At 42.4% G+C, this 17883-nt stretch carries 14 protein-coding genes; 7 read left to right on the top strand and 7 right to left on the bottom strand.

Going from position 1 to position 17883, the window contains the following annotated elements:
* The first annotated feature begins 128 nt into the window (after positions 1–128).
* Positions 129–344 carry a LysR substrate-binding domain-containing protein gene (locus tag UB51_RS20750; RefSeq protein WP_267884767.1) on the top strand — a complete coding sequence of 72 codons (216 nt, stop codon included), beginning with the start codon at positions 129–131 and terminating at the stop codon, positions 342–344.
* Between the two features lie 373 nt (positions 345–717).
* On the opposite strand, the gene UB51_RS29480 is transcribed toward UB51_RS20750, so the two are convergent.
* Both UB51_RS29480 and fumC read right to left on the bottom strand, forming a co-directional pair.
* A complete protein-coding gene (locus tag UB51_RS29480) occupies positions 718–2166 on the bottom strand; it encodes a collagen-like protein (protein ID WP_324607724.1) in 1449 nt (482 codons plus the stop codon).
* Positions 2167–2621: 455 nt separating this feature from the next.
* A complete protein-coding gene (gene fumC / locus UB51_RS20740) occupies positions 2622–4013 on the bottom strand; it encodes a class II fumarate hydratase (RefSeq protein ID WP_044878927.1) in 1392 nt (463 codons plus the stop codon).
* 156 nt (positions 4014–4169) lie between these two features.
* On the opposite strand from fumC, the gene UB51_RS20735 reads away from it, so the two are divergent.
* Positions 4170–5132, top strand: coding sequence for an alpha/beta hydrolase (locus UB51_RS20735; protein ID WP_044878926.1), 963 nt, complete (start codon positions 4170–4172; stop codon positions 5130–5132).
* Positions 5133–5414: 282 nt separating this feature from the next.
* On the opposite strand, the gene UB51_RS20730 is transcribed toward UB51_RS20735, so the two are convergent.
* The 3 genes from UB51_RS20730 to gdhA form a co-directional block, all read right to left on the bottom strand.
* A complete protein-coding gene (locus UB51_RS20730) occupies positions 5415–6026 on the bottom strand; it encodes a C40 family peptidase (protein ID WP_199924954.1) in 612 nt (203 codons plus the stop codon).
* Positions 6027–6525: 499 nt separating this feature from the next.
* Positions 6526–6870 (bottom strand): glycosyltransferase, encoded by a 345-nt coding sequence (locus tag UB51_RS20725; protein ID WP_044878925.1) that lies wholly within the window; start codon positions 6868–6870, stop codon positions 6526–6528.
* Positions 6871–7206: 336 nt separating this feature from the next.
* Positions 7207–8586, bottom strand: coding sequence for an NADP-specific glutamate dehydrogenase (gdhA, locus tag UB51_RS20720; RefSeq protein WP_044878924.1), 1380 nt, complete (start codon positions 8584–8586; stop codon positions 7207–7209).
* A gap of 224 nt (positions 8587–8810) precedes the next feature.
* Here gdhA and UB51_RS20715 point away from each other — a divergent pair, with 224 nt between their 5' ends.
* Positions 8811–11102 (top strand): helicase C-terminal domain-containing protein, encoded by a 2292-nt coding sequence (locus UB51_RS20715; protein ID WP_044878923.1) that lies wholly within the window; start codon positions 8811–8813, stop codon positions 11100–11102.
* A gap of 139 nt (positions 11103–11241) precedes the next feature.
* Here UB51_RS20715 and UB51_RS20710 read toward each other — a convergent pair whose 3' ends face one another.
* On the bottom strand, positions 11242–11919 hold the full coding sequence (locus tag UB51_RS20710; protein WP_144407048.1) for a CidB/LrgB family autolysis modulator: 678 nt from the start codon (positions 11917–11919) through the stop codon (positions 11242–11244).
* Positions 11916–12287, bottom strand: coding sequence for a CidA/LrgA family protein (locus UB51_RS20705; RefSeq protein ID WP_044878922.1), 372 nt, complete (start codon positions 12285–12287; stop codon positions 11916–11918). The genes UB51_RS20710 and UB51_RS20705 overlap by 4 nt, the downstream gene beginning before the upstream one ends.
* 129 nt (positions 12288–12416) lie before the next feature.
* Here UB51_RS20705 and cidR point away from each other — a divergent pair, with 129 nt between their 5' ends.
* From cidR to UB51_RS20685, 4 genes are all read left to right on the top strand, one after another.
* Complete coding sequence (gene cidR / locus UB51_RS20700) at positions 12417–13319, top strand: cidABC operon transcriptional activator CidR (RefSeq protein ID WP_044878921.1); 903 nt, start codon at positions 12417–12419, stop codon at positions 13317–13319.
* Between the two features lie 108 nt (positions 13320–13427).
* A complete protein-coding gene (locus tag UB51_RS20695) occupies positions 13428–13901 on the top strand; it encodes a MarR family winged helix-turn-helix transcriptional regulator (protein ID WP_044878920.1) in 474 nt (157 codons plus the stop codon).
* On the top strand, positions 13895–15622 hold the full coding sequence (locus tag UB51_RS20690; protein WP_044878919.1) for an ABC transporter ATP-binding protein: 1728 nt from the start codon (positions 13895–13897) through the stop codon (positions 15620–15622). The genes UB51_RS20695 and UB51_RS20690 overlap by 7 nt, the downstream gene beginning before the upstream one ends.
* Positions 15619–17502 (top strand): ABC transporter ATP-binding protein, encoded by a 1884-nt coding sequence (locus UB51_RS20685; RefSeq protein ID WP_044878918.1) that lies wholly within the window; start codon positions 15619–15621, stop codon positions 17500–17502. Before UB51_RS20690 ends, UB51_RS20685 begins: the two co-directional genes overlap by 4 nt.
* Positions 17503–17883: the final 381 nt, after the last annotated feature.

Genomic DNA, 17883 nt, shown 5'->3' with positions numbered 1-17883 from the left:
TGAAGGATGAGTAACGCAAAGGGGGATATCTCCTCTATCTGTTGCTCATCCTCTTTTGTTTTATTAAGATCCGGGTTAATCACACTGATTTCCCCAAGGCGTCGGCGTATCGATGACCTGAAGAACCTATTAAGGAATGTGTTATGAATGGACTCGGTATTTCTATGCTCCCTTATTTCAATGTAAAAAGGGAGTTAGATAATAGGTTATTTAACGGGGAAATTATTAAAGATGATCAATACACGATTTCTACATTTGTTACTTATCATAAAGATAAATGGGTTTCTCCAGCCATGGAGAGAATGATTCATTTAATCCAGTCCTATTCTAAGTATTGGGATTGATTAAAAAATTTTCAGGACTTAGCTTAGTCTTTAGAGGAGATACTAGACCCTTCGGTAATCCAACGGGTCTTGAGATCGTAATGCATTTGGAATAAATACCACTGATTATGATACGCCAATATCAAATTACGTTTTTTGTTAAGCTAACGGGCAGATTTGTTCAATTGATACCTAACTCGGAAGTAAGCATGGAACAGCACTGGGTAGGGAAATGCCAGTAGTACTACCCATAGGTTCAACAGAAAGAGGAGCAGTTGCCGTAGCAACTGCTCCTCTTCTTTATTAAGGGCAGTAATGTATGCTTAATAGACGAGAAATGTTTTCTGGTAACCTAACTATGAAACAAATTTATAATTACAATACTTGGGGCTTATTAAGAAGGAGTATAAGATAGACTGGCGCTAAATGATAGTTGGGTGATATCGGCTGCTGAGGGATCCGTCGACATAAGCGTCCTTACGCGAATACCAATACGATCACCCGCAGCAACTATTAATGATCCCCCAACATTTATATTCGTTGCGGTACGAAAAGTACCAGCTGTAATGATATTATTCGGAAATCCGAATCTAACCGAACTAGTCAGTGGAGTTGTAACGTAAGGTGAAGAACTATGATCAATCCCATTATTAGGAACTGATGGTGCGAGGAATACTGTAAAATCATATTGAAGACCGAGAGTATTTATAGAAACGACAGAAGCAACCAATAAATCTACACTTATTTGTAAATTTCGAACAGTACCTGCGAAGGGAATTGGGAAAGCAAAACCACCTGCTTCGGGTGGCATAGTTGATTCTCCAGAACCGTCAATAACTTCAACCGTGTGATTACCAAAACCCATTAAAATTGGAGCAGCTGATACTACTGTAGCACCGCTGATGATGATACCCGTTGAAAATGGAATTAATCCTCCGGCTCCAGTTGCTCCAGTTGCTCCAGTTGCTCCAGTTGCTCCAGTTGCTCCAGTTGCTCCAGTTGCTCCAGTTGCTCCAGTTGCTCCAGTTGCTCCAGTTGCTCCAGTTGCTCCAGCTGCTCCAGCTGCCCCGGTTCCACCAGTTGCTCCAGCTGCTCCGGTTCCACCAGTTGCTCCAGTTGCTCCAGTTGCTCCGGTTCCACCAGTTGCTCCAGCTGCTCCGGTTCCACCAGCTGCTCCGGTTCCACCAGTTGCTCCAGCTGCTCCGGTTCCACCAGTTGCTCCAGCTGCTCCGGTTCCACCAGTTGCTCCAGTTGCTCCGGTTCCACCAGTTGCTCCAGCTGCTCCGGTTCCACCAGTTGCTCCAGCTGCTCCGGTTCCACCAGTTGCTCCGGTTGCTCCAGTTGCTCCAGCTGCTCCGGTTCCACCAGTTGCTCCAGCTGCTCCGGTTCCACCAGTTGCTCCAGCTGCTCCGGTTCCACCAGTTGCTCCAGCTGCTCCGGTTGCTCCAGTTGCTCCAGCTGCTCCAGCTGCTCCGGTTCCACCAGTTGCTCCAGCTGCTCCGGTTCCACCAGTTGCTCCAGTTGCTCCGGTTCCACCAGTTGCTCCAGTTGCTCCTACTCCTGGACCTGTCGCTCCTGCTACGCCAGTTGCTCCAGTTGCTCCAATTCCACCAGTTCCTCCAGGAAAACCTTGAGGTCCTTGAAGCCCTTGAGGCCCTTGAGGCCCTTGTGGTCCGCGAGGACCAACAACCGTCGGAGTAGTAACATTCACTTCAGGTGGGGGACATGATACGCATACTACTTTTTTAATAACTTTAGTACAGCGTTTCTTTCTTATTCCTTTCGGAGGACAAACAATTAGGACTTTCTTTTTACAACGTTTTTTTTTACGTGAACAACTCAATATCAGACACCTCCCTATAGAGATGGTTCATTGTACGTGAGTAGTATATTTTAGGGTTGGACTAATAGCCTGATTTAGCTAGAATAAAGACTATTTTTAGAATAATAGGTATTTTATTGGCAAACTCACCCTTTGTTCAACAACCATATTCATATGACATTAGGGTGATTTTGTCATTGATACCGATACCGACCATATTTATAAGCCATCATATTAAACTAACGGGACACGATAGTTTAATTTAGCAATACTTTTTACCAAGTCATAATGTAATTGTAAATGAACAAAGAAATGGATAGAGATTCAGATGTTTTCTGAAACCTCTATCCATTTTTAATTTCGCAAATAAAATGTCTAACATCGTATGCAATCACTTATTATTATTGGCTAAATTGTACTTCCTCGCACTTTTAATAAAACCTTAGGGTCCTTTTTTTATACTTAGATATAATGGATTAATCTTCCTTCGGATGAATCATGTGCTCGGGTCTTACCACTTCATCAAATTGTTCCTCTGTTAGCAGATTGCTTTGTAGAGCAGCCTCTTTAAGTGTCAGACCTTCTTTATGAGCAAGCTTAGCAACAGCAGCTGCATTCTCATATCCAATATGCGGATTAAGGGCAGTAACGAGCATGAGTGATTGATTCAGATTACGCTCAATGATGGCATAGTTGGGTTCAATCCCAACGGCACAATGGTCATTAAAGGAACGAATGGCATCTGCTAGAAGCCGAGTGGTCTGAAGGAAATTATAAATAATGACGGGTTTGAATACGTTTAGTTCGAAGTTCCCTTGGCTGGCTGCGAAACCGATTGCTGCATCGTTACCCATAACTTGGCACACGACCATCGTTAAGGCCTCGCTCTGTGTTGGATTGACTTTGCCTGGCATAATGGAGCTTCCGGGTTCATTCGCAGGGATGATAAGCTCGCCTATCCCGCAGCGTGGGCCACTCGCTAACCATCTAACATCGTTAGCTATTTTCATGAGATCAGCGGCAAGCGCTTTCAGCGCGCCATGAACATAGACTAACTCATCATGACTTGTAAGGGAGTGAAATTTGTTCGAGGCTGAGGTAAATGTCTTTCCTGTAATGTGGCTAATCTCTTCAGCAACATTGTCACCAAATTTAGGATGCGCATTAATACCTGTACCTACAGCAGTTCCGCCGATGGCAAGTTCGCGTAGCGACTCGGAGCTAGTTTGGATCATTCCCTCTGTTTTCTCAAGCATACGGTGCCAGCCACTTACTTCTTGTCCAAGTGTTAGAGGGGTAGCATCCTGTAGATGGGTTCGTCCAATCTTAATGATGTCTTGGAACTGCTCCATTTTGAGTCGGAATGTTTCTTTTAATTGTGCTATGGCAGGTAGAACTTGATCTTCAACCGCAATTAACGCAGCCATATGCATCGCTGTTGGGAACGTATCATTTGAGCTTTGTGATTTGTTGACATCATCGTTAGGGTGAATGCGTAGCTCGCTACCCTTGTCCGCCAAGAGTTGATTTGCACGACTAGCAATGACCTCATTGACATTCATATTAGACTGGGTGCCACTACCTGTCTGCCATACGACTAACGGGAAATGCTCGTCCAATACACCCTCAATGATTTCATCGGCAGCAGCAACGATTGCATCAGCTTTAGTAGCGTCTAATTTACCAAGCTTAGCGTTGGTCAGTGCGGCACTCTTTTTCAGGATAGCAAATACTCGAATGAGGTCTAAAGGCATTTTCTCCGTACCAATTTGAAAATTTTCAAAACTACGCTGAGTTTGAGCGGCCCACAATTTATCTGCAGGTACCTGTATTTCTCCAATTGTATCTTTTTCGATTCTAAACGCCATATTTGCTGCCTCCTTTTAATCTTGAATCGGTAATATTGTAACATCATCACCTTCGCAATATATCACAATTTTAACCTATTTTAAAAATGAAATGGACTAATTTGAAGATTATTTTAAGTATTGGTACATTATATATAGAACTGATGAAATAAGGAGATGAATCTAGTGCCCATTACTTTAATAATTGCTGCTGGTGTCGTTGTCGTTGTCGCCGTTGCTTTAGTTGGTGTCAGCCTGTTTTTATATAACGTAGGTATCTTAAGAAATGAGAAGGAATTCATGAAAGAAGACCCTAATCTGGTCACCACAGAATTTCCGTGGGAATCGGCCACGACTTGGATGGGGAACCAATCTATTGAGACGTTACAAATCACTTCAGATGATGGACTTAAGCTGGTAGGGTACTTCATTCCATCGCCGCAGCCCTCGAGTAAGATTGCTATTCTGGCGCATGGTTATTCAGGTCAGGGTAGAGAGATGGGGGAATATGCTAAGCTGTATCAAGACATGGGCTATCATGTGCTCATGCCAGATGACCGAGGTCATGGTCAAAGCGAAGGCAAATACATTGGTTTCGGCTGGCCTGATCGTAAGGATTATATCCGTTGGATTCATCACATGATCGCAAAGGTCGGTGAGGATGCAGAGGTGGTTCTGCACGGTGTGTCTATGGGGGGAGCTACGGTGCTGATGGTTAGTGGTGAACAGCTACCCACACAGGTGAAGGCGATTGTATCGGACTGCGCTTATACCTCGGCTAAAGATATTCTGAGCTACCAATTGAAAGAAATGTATAAACTGCCTGCGTTTCCTTTAATCTATATGACAAGCTTAGTAGCTAAGCTACGGGCTGGCTATTGGTTCGGTGAAGCCTCAGCGGTAAAGCAGGTAAGTCTAACTACATTACCTATATTGTTTGTCCATGGGGATGAGGATAAATTTGTTCCCTTTAAGATGGTGCATCAATTATATGAAGTTGCTGGCGGGGAGAAGGATTTGTTGGTTGTGGAGAAAGCCCAGCACGGGAATGCTTATTATGTGAATAAGGAAGTGTATGGGGGCAAACTTGTTGAATTCTGTAATCGTTATGTAGGTTCTAAAGAAGGCACTGTAGTATAACCGGAACTTGATAAGAGCAGTATGACGTAAGTGAATCCACATGTATACTGATTAGATTGTATCCATTCGTGACAAGAATGAGAAGAAATTGTGAATGGGTGAAGGCCAATTTTCCAACACCTCTTCTGCTTGAAGTGCATCGAATTGGCTACCTATTGTTCTAGTGGATCATGAGGACACGATCATTCCTTCGGATATCTTATTCATAAATAACGTGGATATATCGTGACTCCACTGCTGTCGTTAGGGAGTGCTAAGTGGTATCTTATAGCTCTTTATAAGTCAGCGCTTAATGGATGAATTCGACATGGGGAGTCTCCCATTCAAAATATGATGTATGAAGGATTGGGTGACTGGCTTATGTGACCGTCTTAGAACGCAAAGATCTCCCTCAAATAGCAAGTGTAGGCACTCTGAATTCTCGAAGTCTGCAGGCTGAGTTAGAGCAGAGGATTTGCCTGCAAGATTTAGGCCATTCTCAGCAAACACAGCAGCCACAAATTCAGAGCAGAAATAAGCATTCTTACGACGAACTTCTATATTTAGCAGAATGTAGAATAAGCCTAGAAGGTTATATTTATATTGGTCGCTATCTTGCTCAAATTTTTGTACGTATAAGTATATCTGCTCATAAAGGTCAGGGTCGACAGAACAGCTGTAAAAGGAACATTTTGCGTTGCTAAATAATCCTTCATGGACGTTCTCCTTCACGAATCCAGCAATAAATGGATTCCGAGGTTTTTTCCTGCCGAAGCTGTACACATCGTTTAACTCGTCATCAAATACAATAGAGGCATGATTATAAGGTGCTTTAGTAAAGAGCTTAATCATTCTGGTTAAGATGCTTCCTGTATCAGATAGAAGAATATAAATATTTTTTTCGGGTATCATCATTTAATCCTCCTAAAACATCTAAGCTGTTACATAAATGTATGTATGTATATACGAGCGAGTATGACTTTGGGTTCAATTCATATATTTATATTGTAAGTGATAACGGTATCCTATCAAAATAGACTTAAGGCGGTATTTCAACCTAGACTTAAGTAGGGGTTATTACAACAAAGTATACTATATGAATTTAAATAAGTTACTATTTTTCAATAATATAGTAATATACGGGAATGAAAGAGGTCCTCAGTATTCTTACACTTTATAGTAAACAAAAAAAGACCTAAAAGAGGGGCACTTTTTAAAGTGTTTATCTTTCGGGTGAGTTGATCAATGGTCGTTGTAGCGACATGTACTCTCGTGTCAGAGGAATTGTTATGTGGGTTGACACAGATCGGTTAGGTTTGTTTTATACGTTAGAGTACGTTTTTGTAGGCTAGAACAAGAATGACCAGCACAAGCATATAGAAAGCAAGAGACAATATTTTGATAAATGTATTACTCATATCCCCGCTTTCTCCTCTCGGGTATGCTCCGTCTCGCTTATGAGAGCCAATACCTTATTGACGGCATCCCCTGTTTCGCTGCTCTTCATTTTGTCCACATACGATTTTCGGTTCTGGTACACGTTCTCAACGGCTTTCAGGAATGCTTGATCCGTCATATCCTCTTCATGAAGCAACTCCGCATAACCCGCATCCCGAAAGTATTTCGCGTTCTGTGTCTGCCCTGTGCGTGATCCACCGTTTGCATGTGGAATCAAGAGCATTGGCTTCCGTAGCAGCAGCCATTCATGGATCGCATTTGAACCTGTACCGCCTGTAATCAAAATCGTTTTATTTATCATCTGGTGTCCCTCCGTTATTCGATTCATAACTAACAACACCATCATAGGTCTGTTGTGTTACACCAATATGACAAAAAAAAGTAACATACAATAAAAACAAAAAACACCGCAATACACATTGCGATGTCTCTTATCAGGTTGGATGAGGCATTCGAAATAAGCCAATATCTTTTTAGACAGACAGCGGCTGAGTCTGATTGTTACTCTTACATATGAATAAAAGCATCCCACACACCGCTGAATCGGTGGTTGTGGGGTGCTTTTATTTCTTTCAGAAATGATACCATCAAAAAGACGGTATCGTTTCTGCTTGCTTATGAAAAAAGATGGTTGGTTTTAGATAACGCCTTGAGATAGCATAGCATCTGCGACCTTGATAAAGCCGGCGATATTAGCACCCACGACTAGGTTGCCTGGGTATCCATATTCTTCTGCTGCTGCGGCACTGTTCTTATAGATATTGCTCATAATAAGATGTAGTTTCGCATCAACCTCTTCGAAGGTCCAAGACAATCTCATACTGTTCTGAGACATTTCTAGAGCGGAAACGGCTACACCTCCAGCATTAGCTGCTTTGGCTGGTCCAAAAAGCACACCGTTCTCGAGGAATACGTCAATAGCCGAAAGTGTAGAAGGCATATTAGCACCTTCTGCGACAGCTTTAACACCGTTGCTTACGAGTAGCTTTGCGGAGTTCTCATCGATTTCGTTCTGAGTTGCGCAAGGAAGAGCGATGTCACATGGAATGGTCCAAATGTCTTGACAGCCTTCTGTGTACACTGCATTAGGGTGTTCCTTGACGTATTCGCTGATACGTTTTCTTTCTACTTCTTTGAGTCGTTGAACCGTCTCGTAATGAATACCTTCTGGATCGTAGATATAACCATTAGAGTCACTACATGCGACCACTTTAGCGCCAAACTCTGCAGCCTTCTGAATCGCATAAATGGCAACATTTCCTGAACCTGAGATGACTACTGTACTTCCGGAAAGGCTTAAGCCTTGAGCTTGTAGCATTTCGTTTACGAAGTAGACCGTGCCATAACCTGTAGCTTCAGGACGTGCTAAGCTACCGCCGTAAGAGATTCCCTTACCTGTAAGAATACCCGCTTCGTTACCTCCACGAATACGCTTATATTGACCGAACATATAACCAATTTCTCTAGCGCCTACACCAATATCTCCTGCAGGTACATCTGTATCCTGACCGATGTATTTAGATAGCTCTGTCATGAAGCTTTGAGTGAATCTCATCACTTCGCCGTCAGACTTTTCTTTAGGATCGAAGTCTGAGCCACCTTTACCTCCACCAATCGGTTGTCCTGTTAGGGAGTTCTTAAATATTTGTTCGAAGCCTAGGAATTTAATGATACTGGAGTTAACGGATGGATGAAAACGAAGTCCGCCCTTGAAAGGACCGATGGCACTGTTGAATTGTACGCGATATCCGCGGTTAACTCTAACTTTTCCTTGGTCATCTACCCAAGGCACTCTGAACATAATCAGACGTTCAGGTTCCACGAGTCTTTCGAGAATGCCGTTATTCATATACTTAGGTTCTTTTGCAAGTACAGGTACGAGAGAATCTAATATTTCTTTTACGGCTTGGTGGAATTCATTCTCACTTGGGTTACGTTTCTGCACCGTTTCGAAGATTCCATTCACGTATTGCTTTGCTTTCTCTTCGTTCGGGCTGTTGACATGTAAAAAGGTCATAGGTTTCTCTCCTTTACGTGTATATATACCATTCTTATTTAAGGGAAATTATACACTTTTTTAGCCGTACTTCAATACTTTAACACTTTAAATAGACATTATATTTCATGAGTATACTTCAAATTGTCATATTTGAGGGCAAATTTATCCATTTAAATGAATAAATATAAGTGCGTCATTGTGTTATGATACCAGATATTAGATAAGAACGGGTGATCGTACAGATGGAAGAAAACAAGAAAATCGAGCAAGTGAGAATATCAGTCAGACCTCTGGTGGAGTATGTATTTCGCAGTGGAGATATCCATACTGGTTTTCGTGCAGTAACTGCACTTCATGAGGGAACTCGAATTCATCAGCAAGTGCAACGAACTTATAAAGAGGGCGATCTGAAGGAAGTACCCCTTAAGACAGAGGTTTTTTATAATAATATCATATATTTGCTTGAGGGACGATGTGATGGATTGATTTACCTTGAAGATGGACTGATGGTGGATGAGATCAAATCGACCTCCGGACATTTGGCAGATCTACAGGGCGGTCATGATATCCATTGGGCACAAGCACAGTTCTATGCTTACATGGTGGCTAAAGAGCAGAATATTAATCATATGCAGGTACAACTCACTTATATTCAAGCGACTACAAGCGAGGAGAAGCAGTTTAGGCGTACCTATACCATAATAGAGCTTGAGGCATTCACACTAGACGTAGTAAAAAGATATGCACCTTATATTTCTATGAGGCTTCAGAATGCGCATCTAAGGAACGAGAGCATTCGGGCGCTAACATTCCCCTTTGATAGCTATCGCGAAGGCCAGAGGAAGCTTGCAGGTGCAGTATATCAGACGATTAAGGAAGGGAAGAAGTTATTTGCCAAAGCACCTACGGGTATTGGTAAGACTATATCGACTTTGTTTCCATCTGTAAAGGCAATTGGAGAGGGTTTACTCCAACAAATTTTTTATCTTACGGCTCGAACAACGACGCGTACGGCTGCGGAGCAGGCTTTTGCGCGGATGGAGTCCAAAGGATTACATATACAGACGGTGACCCTAACAGCTAAAGAGAAGGTGTGTTTTCAGGAAGAGATATCGTGTAGGAAGGAAGATTGTCCTTTTGCAGATGGTTATTATGACCGAATTAATGGGGCTATTCTCGATATGTTGTCACAGGAAACGTTAATGGATCGAAGTGTTATTGAACAGTATGCTCGTAAACATAATGTTTGTCCGTTCGAGTTCTCATTAGATGCTGCTTACGCTGCAGATGTCATGATATGCGATTATAATTATGTATATGATCCTAGAGTCTCTCTAAAACGACTGTTTGAGGAGCAGAAGCGGCAAACAGTGCTACTTATAGACGAGGCACATAACTTAGTTGATCGGGGCAGAGAGATGTTCTCAGCGGTCATAGGAAAGGCCGAATTCTTACAACTACAGCGGCAATTCAAGGGGATAGATGCAGGAATGTTTGAGGCATCGAAGGCTGTGAACCAATATTTTATTGATTTGAAAAAAGAATGTGGTGAGCACAGGCAGAAGTTGTGGAAAGAGTATCCTGTTAAGCTAGTGTCGCTTCTTGAATCCTTTATCTTACAGGCAGAAACAACGCTGCTTCAGCAAGGCAATGGGGTAGCTACATCGCAGCAACTGCTATTGGATACGTATTACGCAGCCCAGAACTTCATTCGTATCGCTAAATTATATAATGAACGACATGTTACTTATGCGGAAGTGCATCGAAATGGGGTAACGGTCAAAATGTTCTGTATGGACCCCTCGTCGCTATTATCCCAAGCAGGAAAGGGATTTCGCGCAGCGATATTCTTCTCAGCTACACTTTCACCCCTTCATTATTATAGGGACATGATTGGAGCGGGTGAAGAGGATTATAGCCTTACTATTGCGTCGCCATTCCACCGAGAGCAGTTAGATGTGCGGATTGAGCCGCTCTCTACACGTTATCGTGACAGAGAGAATACGAAAGAAACGTTAGTGACCCTGTTAATTCAGTTAGTACAGGAGAGGAAGGGTAACTATTTGCTGTTCTTTCCCTCCTACCAATATTTGCAGGATGTATATGAATCCTTCACTGAGGCGTACCCACAAGTAACAACGATTGTGCAAGGGATAGGGATGGCAGAGGAAGAACGTGAAGCTTATCTCGCCTCATTTCAAGATGATAATACGGAGACGCTGGTTGGATTCGCCGTACTTGGGGGGATTTTCGCCGAAGGTATTGATCTACAAGGGGATCGATTGAATGGTGTGGCTGTTGTAGGCGTCGGGCTGCCCCAGCTTGGGCTTGAACGCAATCTAATTAAAGATTACTTTAACAGTACCGGGAAGAATGGATATGACTATTCTTATGTATATCCCGGTATGAATAAAGTGCTACAGGCGGGAGGAAGACTCATTCGTTCGGAGCAAGACACGGGTGTATTGATGCTTGTAGATGATCGCTTCTTACAGCGACAATATCAGGGGTTAATGCCTGAAGAGTGGAAGTGAATAGCTTCCTAGCCACTTCTTGTGATGGCGCACGGTAATTCCTCACACACTCGCTCTAATTATGCGGATGCCTTCAAGACGTAGTTTGTCACATACGCTGCATTACAGGTAAACCCATCACCATTCAATATTAATGCATTCATAGCATTGTCATGAAATAGGGCGCCATACCTAAGGTGAATAATGCAGCTAGAATCATAGAGATACTGGAGATAGTTCCACTTAGTGGACTTAGCTCGAATGCTTTGGAAGTACCCATACCGTGAGCACTCGTTCCAAGCAGTACACCACGCGCGACTTCATTATCAATATGGAAGACCTTTAGTATAGTAGGTCCCATCATGGAACCAAGCAGTCCTGTAATAATGACGAATACAGCGGTTATATTCGGTACTCCACCGATGACTTGAGATACGTTAATGGCGATAGGTGTCGTAATCGAACGCGGTACTAGACTTGTTACAAGGGCGGTACTTAAATGCATCCATTTCGCAAGGAATACAGATGAGATCATAGCAACAACGGAACCAAAGAGTACGCTGGTGATAATTTCGACGGCGTGCTTTTTGAGTACTTTGAAATGTTTATATAACGGAATGGCAAAAGCAACTGTAGCAGGTTGTAACAGATCGCTTAGATATTGCCCCCCATTATTATAGGATTCATAAGGAACTTTAGCCCACAGCAAACACACAACGATGACGAGTGGTGTGATAAGTAAGGGGGAAAGATATACTTTTGGCCATATTTTGTACAGTGATTTAACGCTAAAATATACGATTAGGGTAAGCGCTAGATACATTAATCCGATCATCATGATGCATGCCGCTCCCTCTGTTTAGAAATTCTCGATGCCATAAAACCGGTACTTATCATAACTATGAATGTACTTATCATCACTACAATGAGGATGCGTAAGCCATCACTTTGTAGCATAGGGATATATTTCATGATCCCTACCGCAGCTGGGACGAAGAACAGTAACAGCTCAGCAAGTAACCAGTTAGCTCCAATTTCAATCCATTCTAAACGGATAACGCGGGTCTCTAGCAGGATGAAGATCACCAGAATGCCTAGGATGCTGCCAGGTATTTTCCATTGTAGCCATTGTGTCAATTGATTCATAGTTAAGGAGAATATCATTAGTGCAGCCACCTGAATGATTCCTTTCATCATGATTTTCACGTCATATCCGCTCCTTTCATTCTTAATGAAAATTTTACATCAATAATTTTCATAGGTAAAATGAATATAAAGAATAATGTTCATTCCGTTTATCTATACTTAATGCATAATAGAGGGGAGAGTGTTGGCATGGATATACGGCATTTGCAATACTTTATGGAGGTCGCACGTCACAGAAGTTTTACTAAAGCAGCAGAGGCGCTGTACATAACGCAACCTACGATCAGTAAAACGATCAAGAATATTGAGGAAGAGCTAGACATTGTTCTCTTTGACCGCAGGGGCAAGAAAATAGAGCTAACCGACGCGGGTGAGATCATGTTCGAGCAGGCACGCCTTATTGTGAAGTCATTTCAGAGCCTATCTTCAGAGCTGAAAGACTTGCAGAATTTGAAAAAAGGACATATTCGAATAGGTCTCCCTCCCATGATTGGGTCAAGCTTTTTTCCAGAGGTGATCGGACAATTTCATCAGCAATACCCAGAGGTTACGATTCAGATTTTTGAAGATGGTGCGAAGAAGGTCGAATTAGATGTTGAGAGCGGTCTACTCGATATAGGTGTGACGGTACTGCCGACGGATAATGAACTTTTTCATTCGTTCTCTTTTGTACAAGAGAAGTTGATGTTGCTTGTTCATCCAACCCATACTTTAGCAAGTAGCGAAAATGTATCTTTAATTGAACTTGAGGCAGAGTCGTTTGTATTGTTTAGTGAGGATTTTGCGTTACATGATCGGATTATAACGGAGTGTGTACGAGTAGGGTTTCAACCACATGTTGTATACGAGAGCTCCCAGTGGGATTTGATCAGTGGTATGGTGGCTGCTAATCTCGGTATTGCATTACTGCCTGAGACGATCTGTCGTGAAGTGGATAAGTCACGTATTCAGATATTACCACTGAAGGATCCCGTTATTCCATGGCAACTTGGGATGATCTGGTGTAAGGATCGGTATCAGTCCTTTGCAACACAGGAATGGATTCATTTCACGCAAGGTATTTTTAAAAAGAAGGAAAATATTGAGGGTTAGGATCGATTTGACAACGGTTTTTGTACGGACCTATAATAGATAGGCAACCTAATTAATTGGTAACCTATCTAAATGGCGACATGTTTGTAAGGAGGAAAGCTGATACTAATGAATAATACGACGGCTGAAACATTATTTCGGGCCATGATGAGATTTAATAAGGCTGAATTTCGTAATCGCTTGGTTGAGGGTGTTAAACCAAGCGAATTGCTATTGATGTTCTGTGTGAAGAAGAAGATGAAGCCAGATACTACGGGCTTAATGGTTTCAGAGATTAGTGAGTTGTTAGGTGTAACATCACCGACGGTGACGCAATTGCTCAAATCCTTGGAGGCGAAAGATTGGATAGATCGGACTATGGATCAACTGGATCGGCGTGCTGTTCGGATTAAGTTATCTGATAAGGGAGAAGAAGTGATTAAGGCTGCCATGGAAGCGACCGAGGCTTCTTTTAATGGATTGATTCAATATTTGGGAGAAGAAGATAGCAATCAACTAGCTAAGCTCCTTGTTAAGGCTTATGAGTATTTCGAAAGTGATGATCAGAAACTGACTCAAGGTGGGGATGATAAACAATGCTGAAATTATTTAAACAATTAAGCCCCTATCGGCTTCCGATTATATTCGTGCTCGTTTTAGTATTTCTCCAATCTCTATCTGACTTGTATTTACCTACATTGATGGCAGATATTGTGGATAAGGGAATTATTGATGGTGATATCCCTTATATCTGGAGAATCGGGGGTGTAATGTTAGTTATAGCTGCGGGAGGAGCAATCTGTGCTATTGCATCCAGTTACTTCTCCGCACGTATCTCCGTTGGATTCGGACAACGTTTGCGTTCTAAGGTGTTCGGACATGTACAGAATTTCTCGTTACAGGAATTCGATAAGATGGGTACAGCTTCTCTGATCACTCGCACAACGAATGATATCAACCAAGTACAACAGGTGCTAACCATGTTACTTCGGATGATGATTAGCGCACCGATGATGTGTATTGGTGGGATTATCATGGCAGTGAATCAGGATGCGAAATTATCGCTTGTCATTGTAGTCGTTATTCCTGTATTAGTTGGAGCCATAGCCATTATTGCGATTAAAGGTCTTCCATTATTTAAAGCCATGCAAGTTAAATTAGATACATTGAACCGTGTTTTGCGTGAGAATTTAACAGGAATGCGTGTTATTCGTTCATTTAATCGTACTCAGCATGAGACGAAGCGCTTCAATGAAGCCAATGAAGATTTAACCAATACAGCGATTAAAGTGAATAAAATTATGGCTGCTATGATGCCCATTATGATGCTGGTGATGAACCTCGCCACCATAGCTGTTGTATGGTTCGGTGGGCTTCGTATAAGTAATGGGGATATGCAGGTCGGATCCTTAATGGCTTTCATTCAGTATGCGACACAGATTATGTTCTCTCTTATTATGGTTTCCGTTATCTTTGTTATCGTTCCACGGGCCTCGGCATCTGCGATGAGAATTAATGAGGTACTGGATATGAAACCGGAAATTAAGGATCCAGCGCAGCCTAAGAAAGGGAAGGGAGAACGGGGATTCCTGACATTTGAGAATGTTACTTATCACTATCCTGGTGCTGAGAGTCCAGCCGTTTCTAACATTTCTTTTGAAGCGGGTCCGGGTGAGACAACGGCCATTATTGGGGGTACGGGATCAGGTAAATCAACCATACTCAGCCTCATTCCTCGATTCTATGATGTGGGGAGCGGAAGGGTATTAATAGATGGTGTGGATATTCGGGAGTTATCTCAGGAACAACTGCGATCTAAAATTGGATTTGTTCCACAGAAATCAGTGCTCTTCACAGGTACGATTGCTGACAATATTCGTTACGGTAAGCAAGAAGCTACAGATGAGGAGATTCAGCGGGCAGCAGATATTGCTCAGGCTACCGAATTTGTATCAGAGATGAAGGATGGATTCCAATCTGACATTTCCCAAGGCGGAAGTAACGTCTCAGGTGGACAGAAGCAGAGACTTTCCATTGCGCGCGCATTGGTTCGTCAGCCAGAGGTCTATGTGTTTGACGACAGTTTCTCAGCGCTAGACTTTAAGACCGATGCTAAACTTCGTAGCGCGCTTAAAGAGGTGACGAGTGATGCTACTGTTCTGTTAGTAGCTCAAAGGGTCAGCACTGTTATGGATGCAGACCGGATTATTGTGTTGGATGATGGTGAGATCGTCGGTATAGGCAAACATCGGGAGCTAATGGCTACTTGTGATGTATACCGTGAGATTGTTTCCTCACAGCTGTCAGAGGAGGAGATTGCATGAGCGAAGAACGTAAAGAACATAAACCGATGGGTGGATCTGGAAGAGGGCATGGACCGGGCGGACCAGGGATGATCATGCCTGGTGAGAAGGCCAAGGATTTCAAAGGATCATTGCGAAGATTAATTCGTTATTTACAGCCACGTAGAGTTCAGTTGATATTTATTTTCTTTATGGCGATTCTTAGTACTGTATTTAGTATTTACAGCCCTTTGAAGCTAGGAGAAGCTACGACGACACTGTTCGAAGGTATTGTAGGAATGGCAAAAGGGATACCGGGTGCAAAGATTAATTTTGATGCGATTTCGCAAATTCTGCTTTTTGTAGGGCTACTTTACATCTTTAGTGCACTGTTTGGTTATGTCCAGCAGTATCTAATGGCAGGAGTCGCTCAAAAAGTTGTACTTGATATGCGTTCACAGATTAATAGTAAGCTGTCTCGCTTACCGCTTAAATATTTCGATTCGCGTACACACGGTGAGGTGTTGAGCCGAGCAACGAATGATGTCGATAATATTAGTACAACCCTACAACAAAGCTTAACGCAGTTAATTACGTCTATCGTGACTATTGTTGGTGTAATCGTGATGATGTTGACGATTAGCCCTTGGTTGACACTCATAACCATTGTTACGTTGCCGCTCAGTATTCTAGTAGTTAAAGGTGTGGCATCTCGTTCGCAGAAGTATTTCATAGGACAACAGAAATCACTTGGCGATCTCAATGGACATGTTGAAGAGATGTATACGGGTCATAATATTATAAAAGCTTTCGGTCGAGAAGATGAATCGATGACACATTTCAATCAAATTAATGAGAAACTCTATCAATCGGGTTGGAAAGCACAGTTTCTTTCCGGTATGATTATGCCGTTGATGAGTTTTGTTAGTAATATAGGTTATGTGTTGGTATGTGTGGTCGGCGGGGTCTTTGTTATCAATAAAACGATTACGATTGGTAATGTTCAGGCTTTTATTCAATACACGAGACAATTCTCGATGCCTATCGCTCAAACGGCTAATATTGCCAACGTCATTCAATCTACGATAGCTTCTGCAGAACGTGTATTTGAACTACTGGATGAGGAAGAGGAAATCCCTGAGCTTGAGAACGCTAAGACGATTCAGTACCCGCAAGGGGCTGTGCAATTCGAACATGTGAAGTTCGGATACAAAGAAGATGCCATCTTAATTGAAGATATGAACATTGATGTGAAGCCAGGGCAGACGATTGCGATTGTTGGACCAACCGGTGCGGGAAAGACGACGCTAATCAATCTACTTATGCGCTTCTACGAGTTGAATGAGGGTGCAATTAAGATCGATGGTGTGAATATTGCTGAAATGAAGCGTGGAGATCTACGTAGTAAGTTCGGTATGGTGCTTCAGGATACTTGGCTCTTTAATGGAACGATCTTTGATAATATTGCTTATGGACGTGAAGGAGCCACCGAGAAGGATGTTATGGATGCCTCCAAAGCAGCTCATGCAGATCACTTCATTCGGACACTTCCAGAAGGCTATAAGACCGTACTGAACGAAGAAGCTTCAAATATTTCACAAGGGCAAAAGCAACTTCTAACTATAGCCCGGGCAATTTTGGCTGATCCAGCCATTCTTATTCTGGATGAAGCAACGAGTAGCGTCGATACGCGGACAGAAATTTACATTCAAAAGGCAATGAACGATCTGATGAAGGGAAGAACCAGCTTCGTTATTGCTCACCGTTTGTCCACGATCCGTGATGCTGATCTTATACTTGTTATGAATCACGGCAGTGTCATTGAGAAGGGCAATCACGAAGAACTCCTTAAACAGAATGGATTCTATGCCGATCTCTATAACAGTCAATTTACAGGTGGAAGTATCCAACATGTTGGGTAGATGAAACACCTAAAGAGTACGCCACGATCAACCGTGGTGTACTCTTTTTTTGCTTATATGAACTAAATTAAGGCTCTAATTTATGAGCAGCACTTGCTGAAAGTAGGTTTCCATGCTGAACATTTCGGATACGTAGCGATCATGTATCAACACCATCACGTTCTTACTTCATCCCATTTCAGAATAAATTGAACAGGTCATGACTTAAGTTTGTCGAGGGAATTAGTAATTTCTTTGTTGCCTATCGTAATCAATGAGGCGAAGGTATGAGCTAGGAATAACGCATTTCCTGAACGAATTTCTCCTGTAGATAATTAACCTTCCAGTATATATAATTATGTTAAATTATACATGAACCCGATGATCAATGCTTTATTTTGT

The sequence above is a fragment of the Paenibacillus sp. IHBB 10380 genome (assembly GCF_000949425.1).
Taxonomy (GTDB): domain Bacteria; phylum Bacillota; class Bacilli; order Paenibacillales; family Paenibacillaceae; genus Paenibacillus_AQ.
Note: the sequence above shows the minus strand (reverse complement) of the source record. Positions and strands in the feature narration are given on the sequence as shown.

What these genes read in the sequence shown, in the direction of transcription:
- fumC (WP_044878927.1), bottom strand. Translation starts at nt 4,013, where the DNA reads ATGGCGTTTAGAATCGAAAAAGATACAATTGGAGAAATACAGGTACCT.
- UB51_RS20735 (WP_044878926.1), top strand. Translation starts at nt 4,170, where the DNA reads ATGAATCTAGTGCCCATTACTTTAATAATTGCTGCTGGTGTCGTTGTC.
- UB51_RS20730 (WP_199924954.1), bottom strand. Translation starts at nt 6,026, where the DNA reads ATGATGATACCCGAAAAAAATATTTATATTCTTCTATCTGATACAGGA.
- UB51_RS20725 (WP_044878925.1), bottom strand. Translation starts at nt 6,870, where the DNA reads ATGATAAATAAAACGATTTTGATTACAGGCGGTACAGGTTCAAATGCG.
- gdhA (WP_044878924.1), bottom strand. Translation starts at nt 8,586, where the DNA reads ATGACCTTTTTACATGTCAACAGCCCGAACGAAGAGAAAGCAAAGCAA.
- UB51_RS20715 (WP_044878923.1), top strand. Translation starts at nt 8,811, where the DNA reads ATGGAAGAAAACAAGAAAATCGAGCAAGTGAGAATATCAGTCAGACCT.
- UB51_RS20710 (WP_144407048.1), bottom strand. Translation starts at nt 11,919, where the DNA reads ATGATGATCGGATTAATGTATCTAGCGCTTACCCTAATCGTATATTTT.
- cidR (WP_044878921.1), top strand. Translation starts at nt 12,417, where the DNA reads ATGGATATACGGCATTTGCAATACTTTATGGAGGTCGCACGTCACAGA.
- UB51_RS20695 (WP_044878920.1), top strand. Translation starts at nt 13,428, where the DNA reads ATGAATAATACGACGGCTGAAACATTATTTCGGGCCATGATGAGATTT.
- UB51_RS20690 (WP_044878919.1), top strand. Translation starts at nt 13,895, where the DNA reads ATGCTGAAATTATTTAAACAATTAAGCCCCTATCGGCTTCCGATTATA.
- UB51_RS20685 (WP_044878918.1), top strand. Translation starts at nt 15,619, where the DNA reads ATGAGCGAAGAACGTAAAGAACATAAACCGATGGGTGGATCTGGAAGA.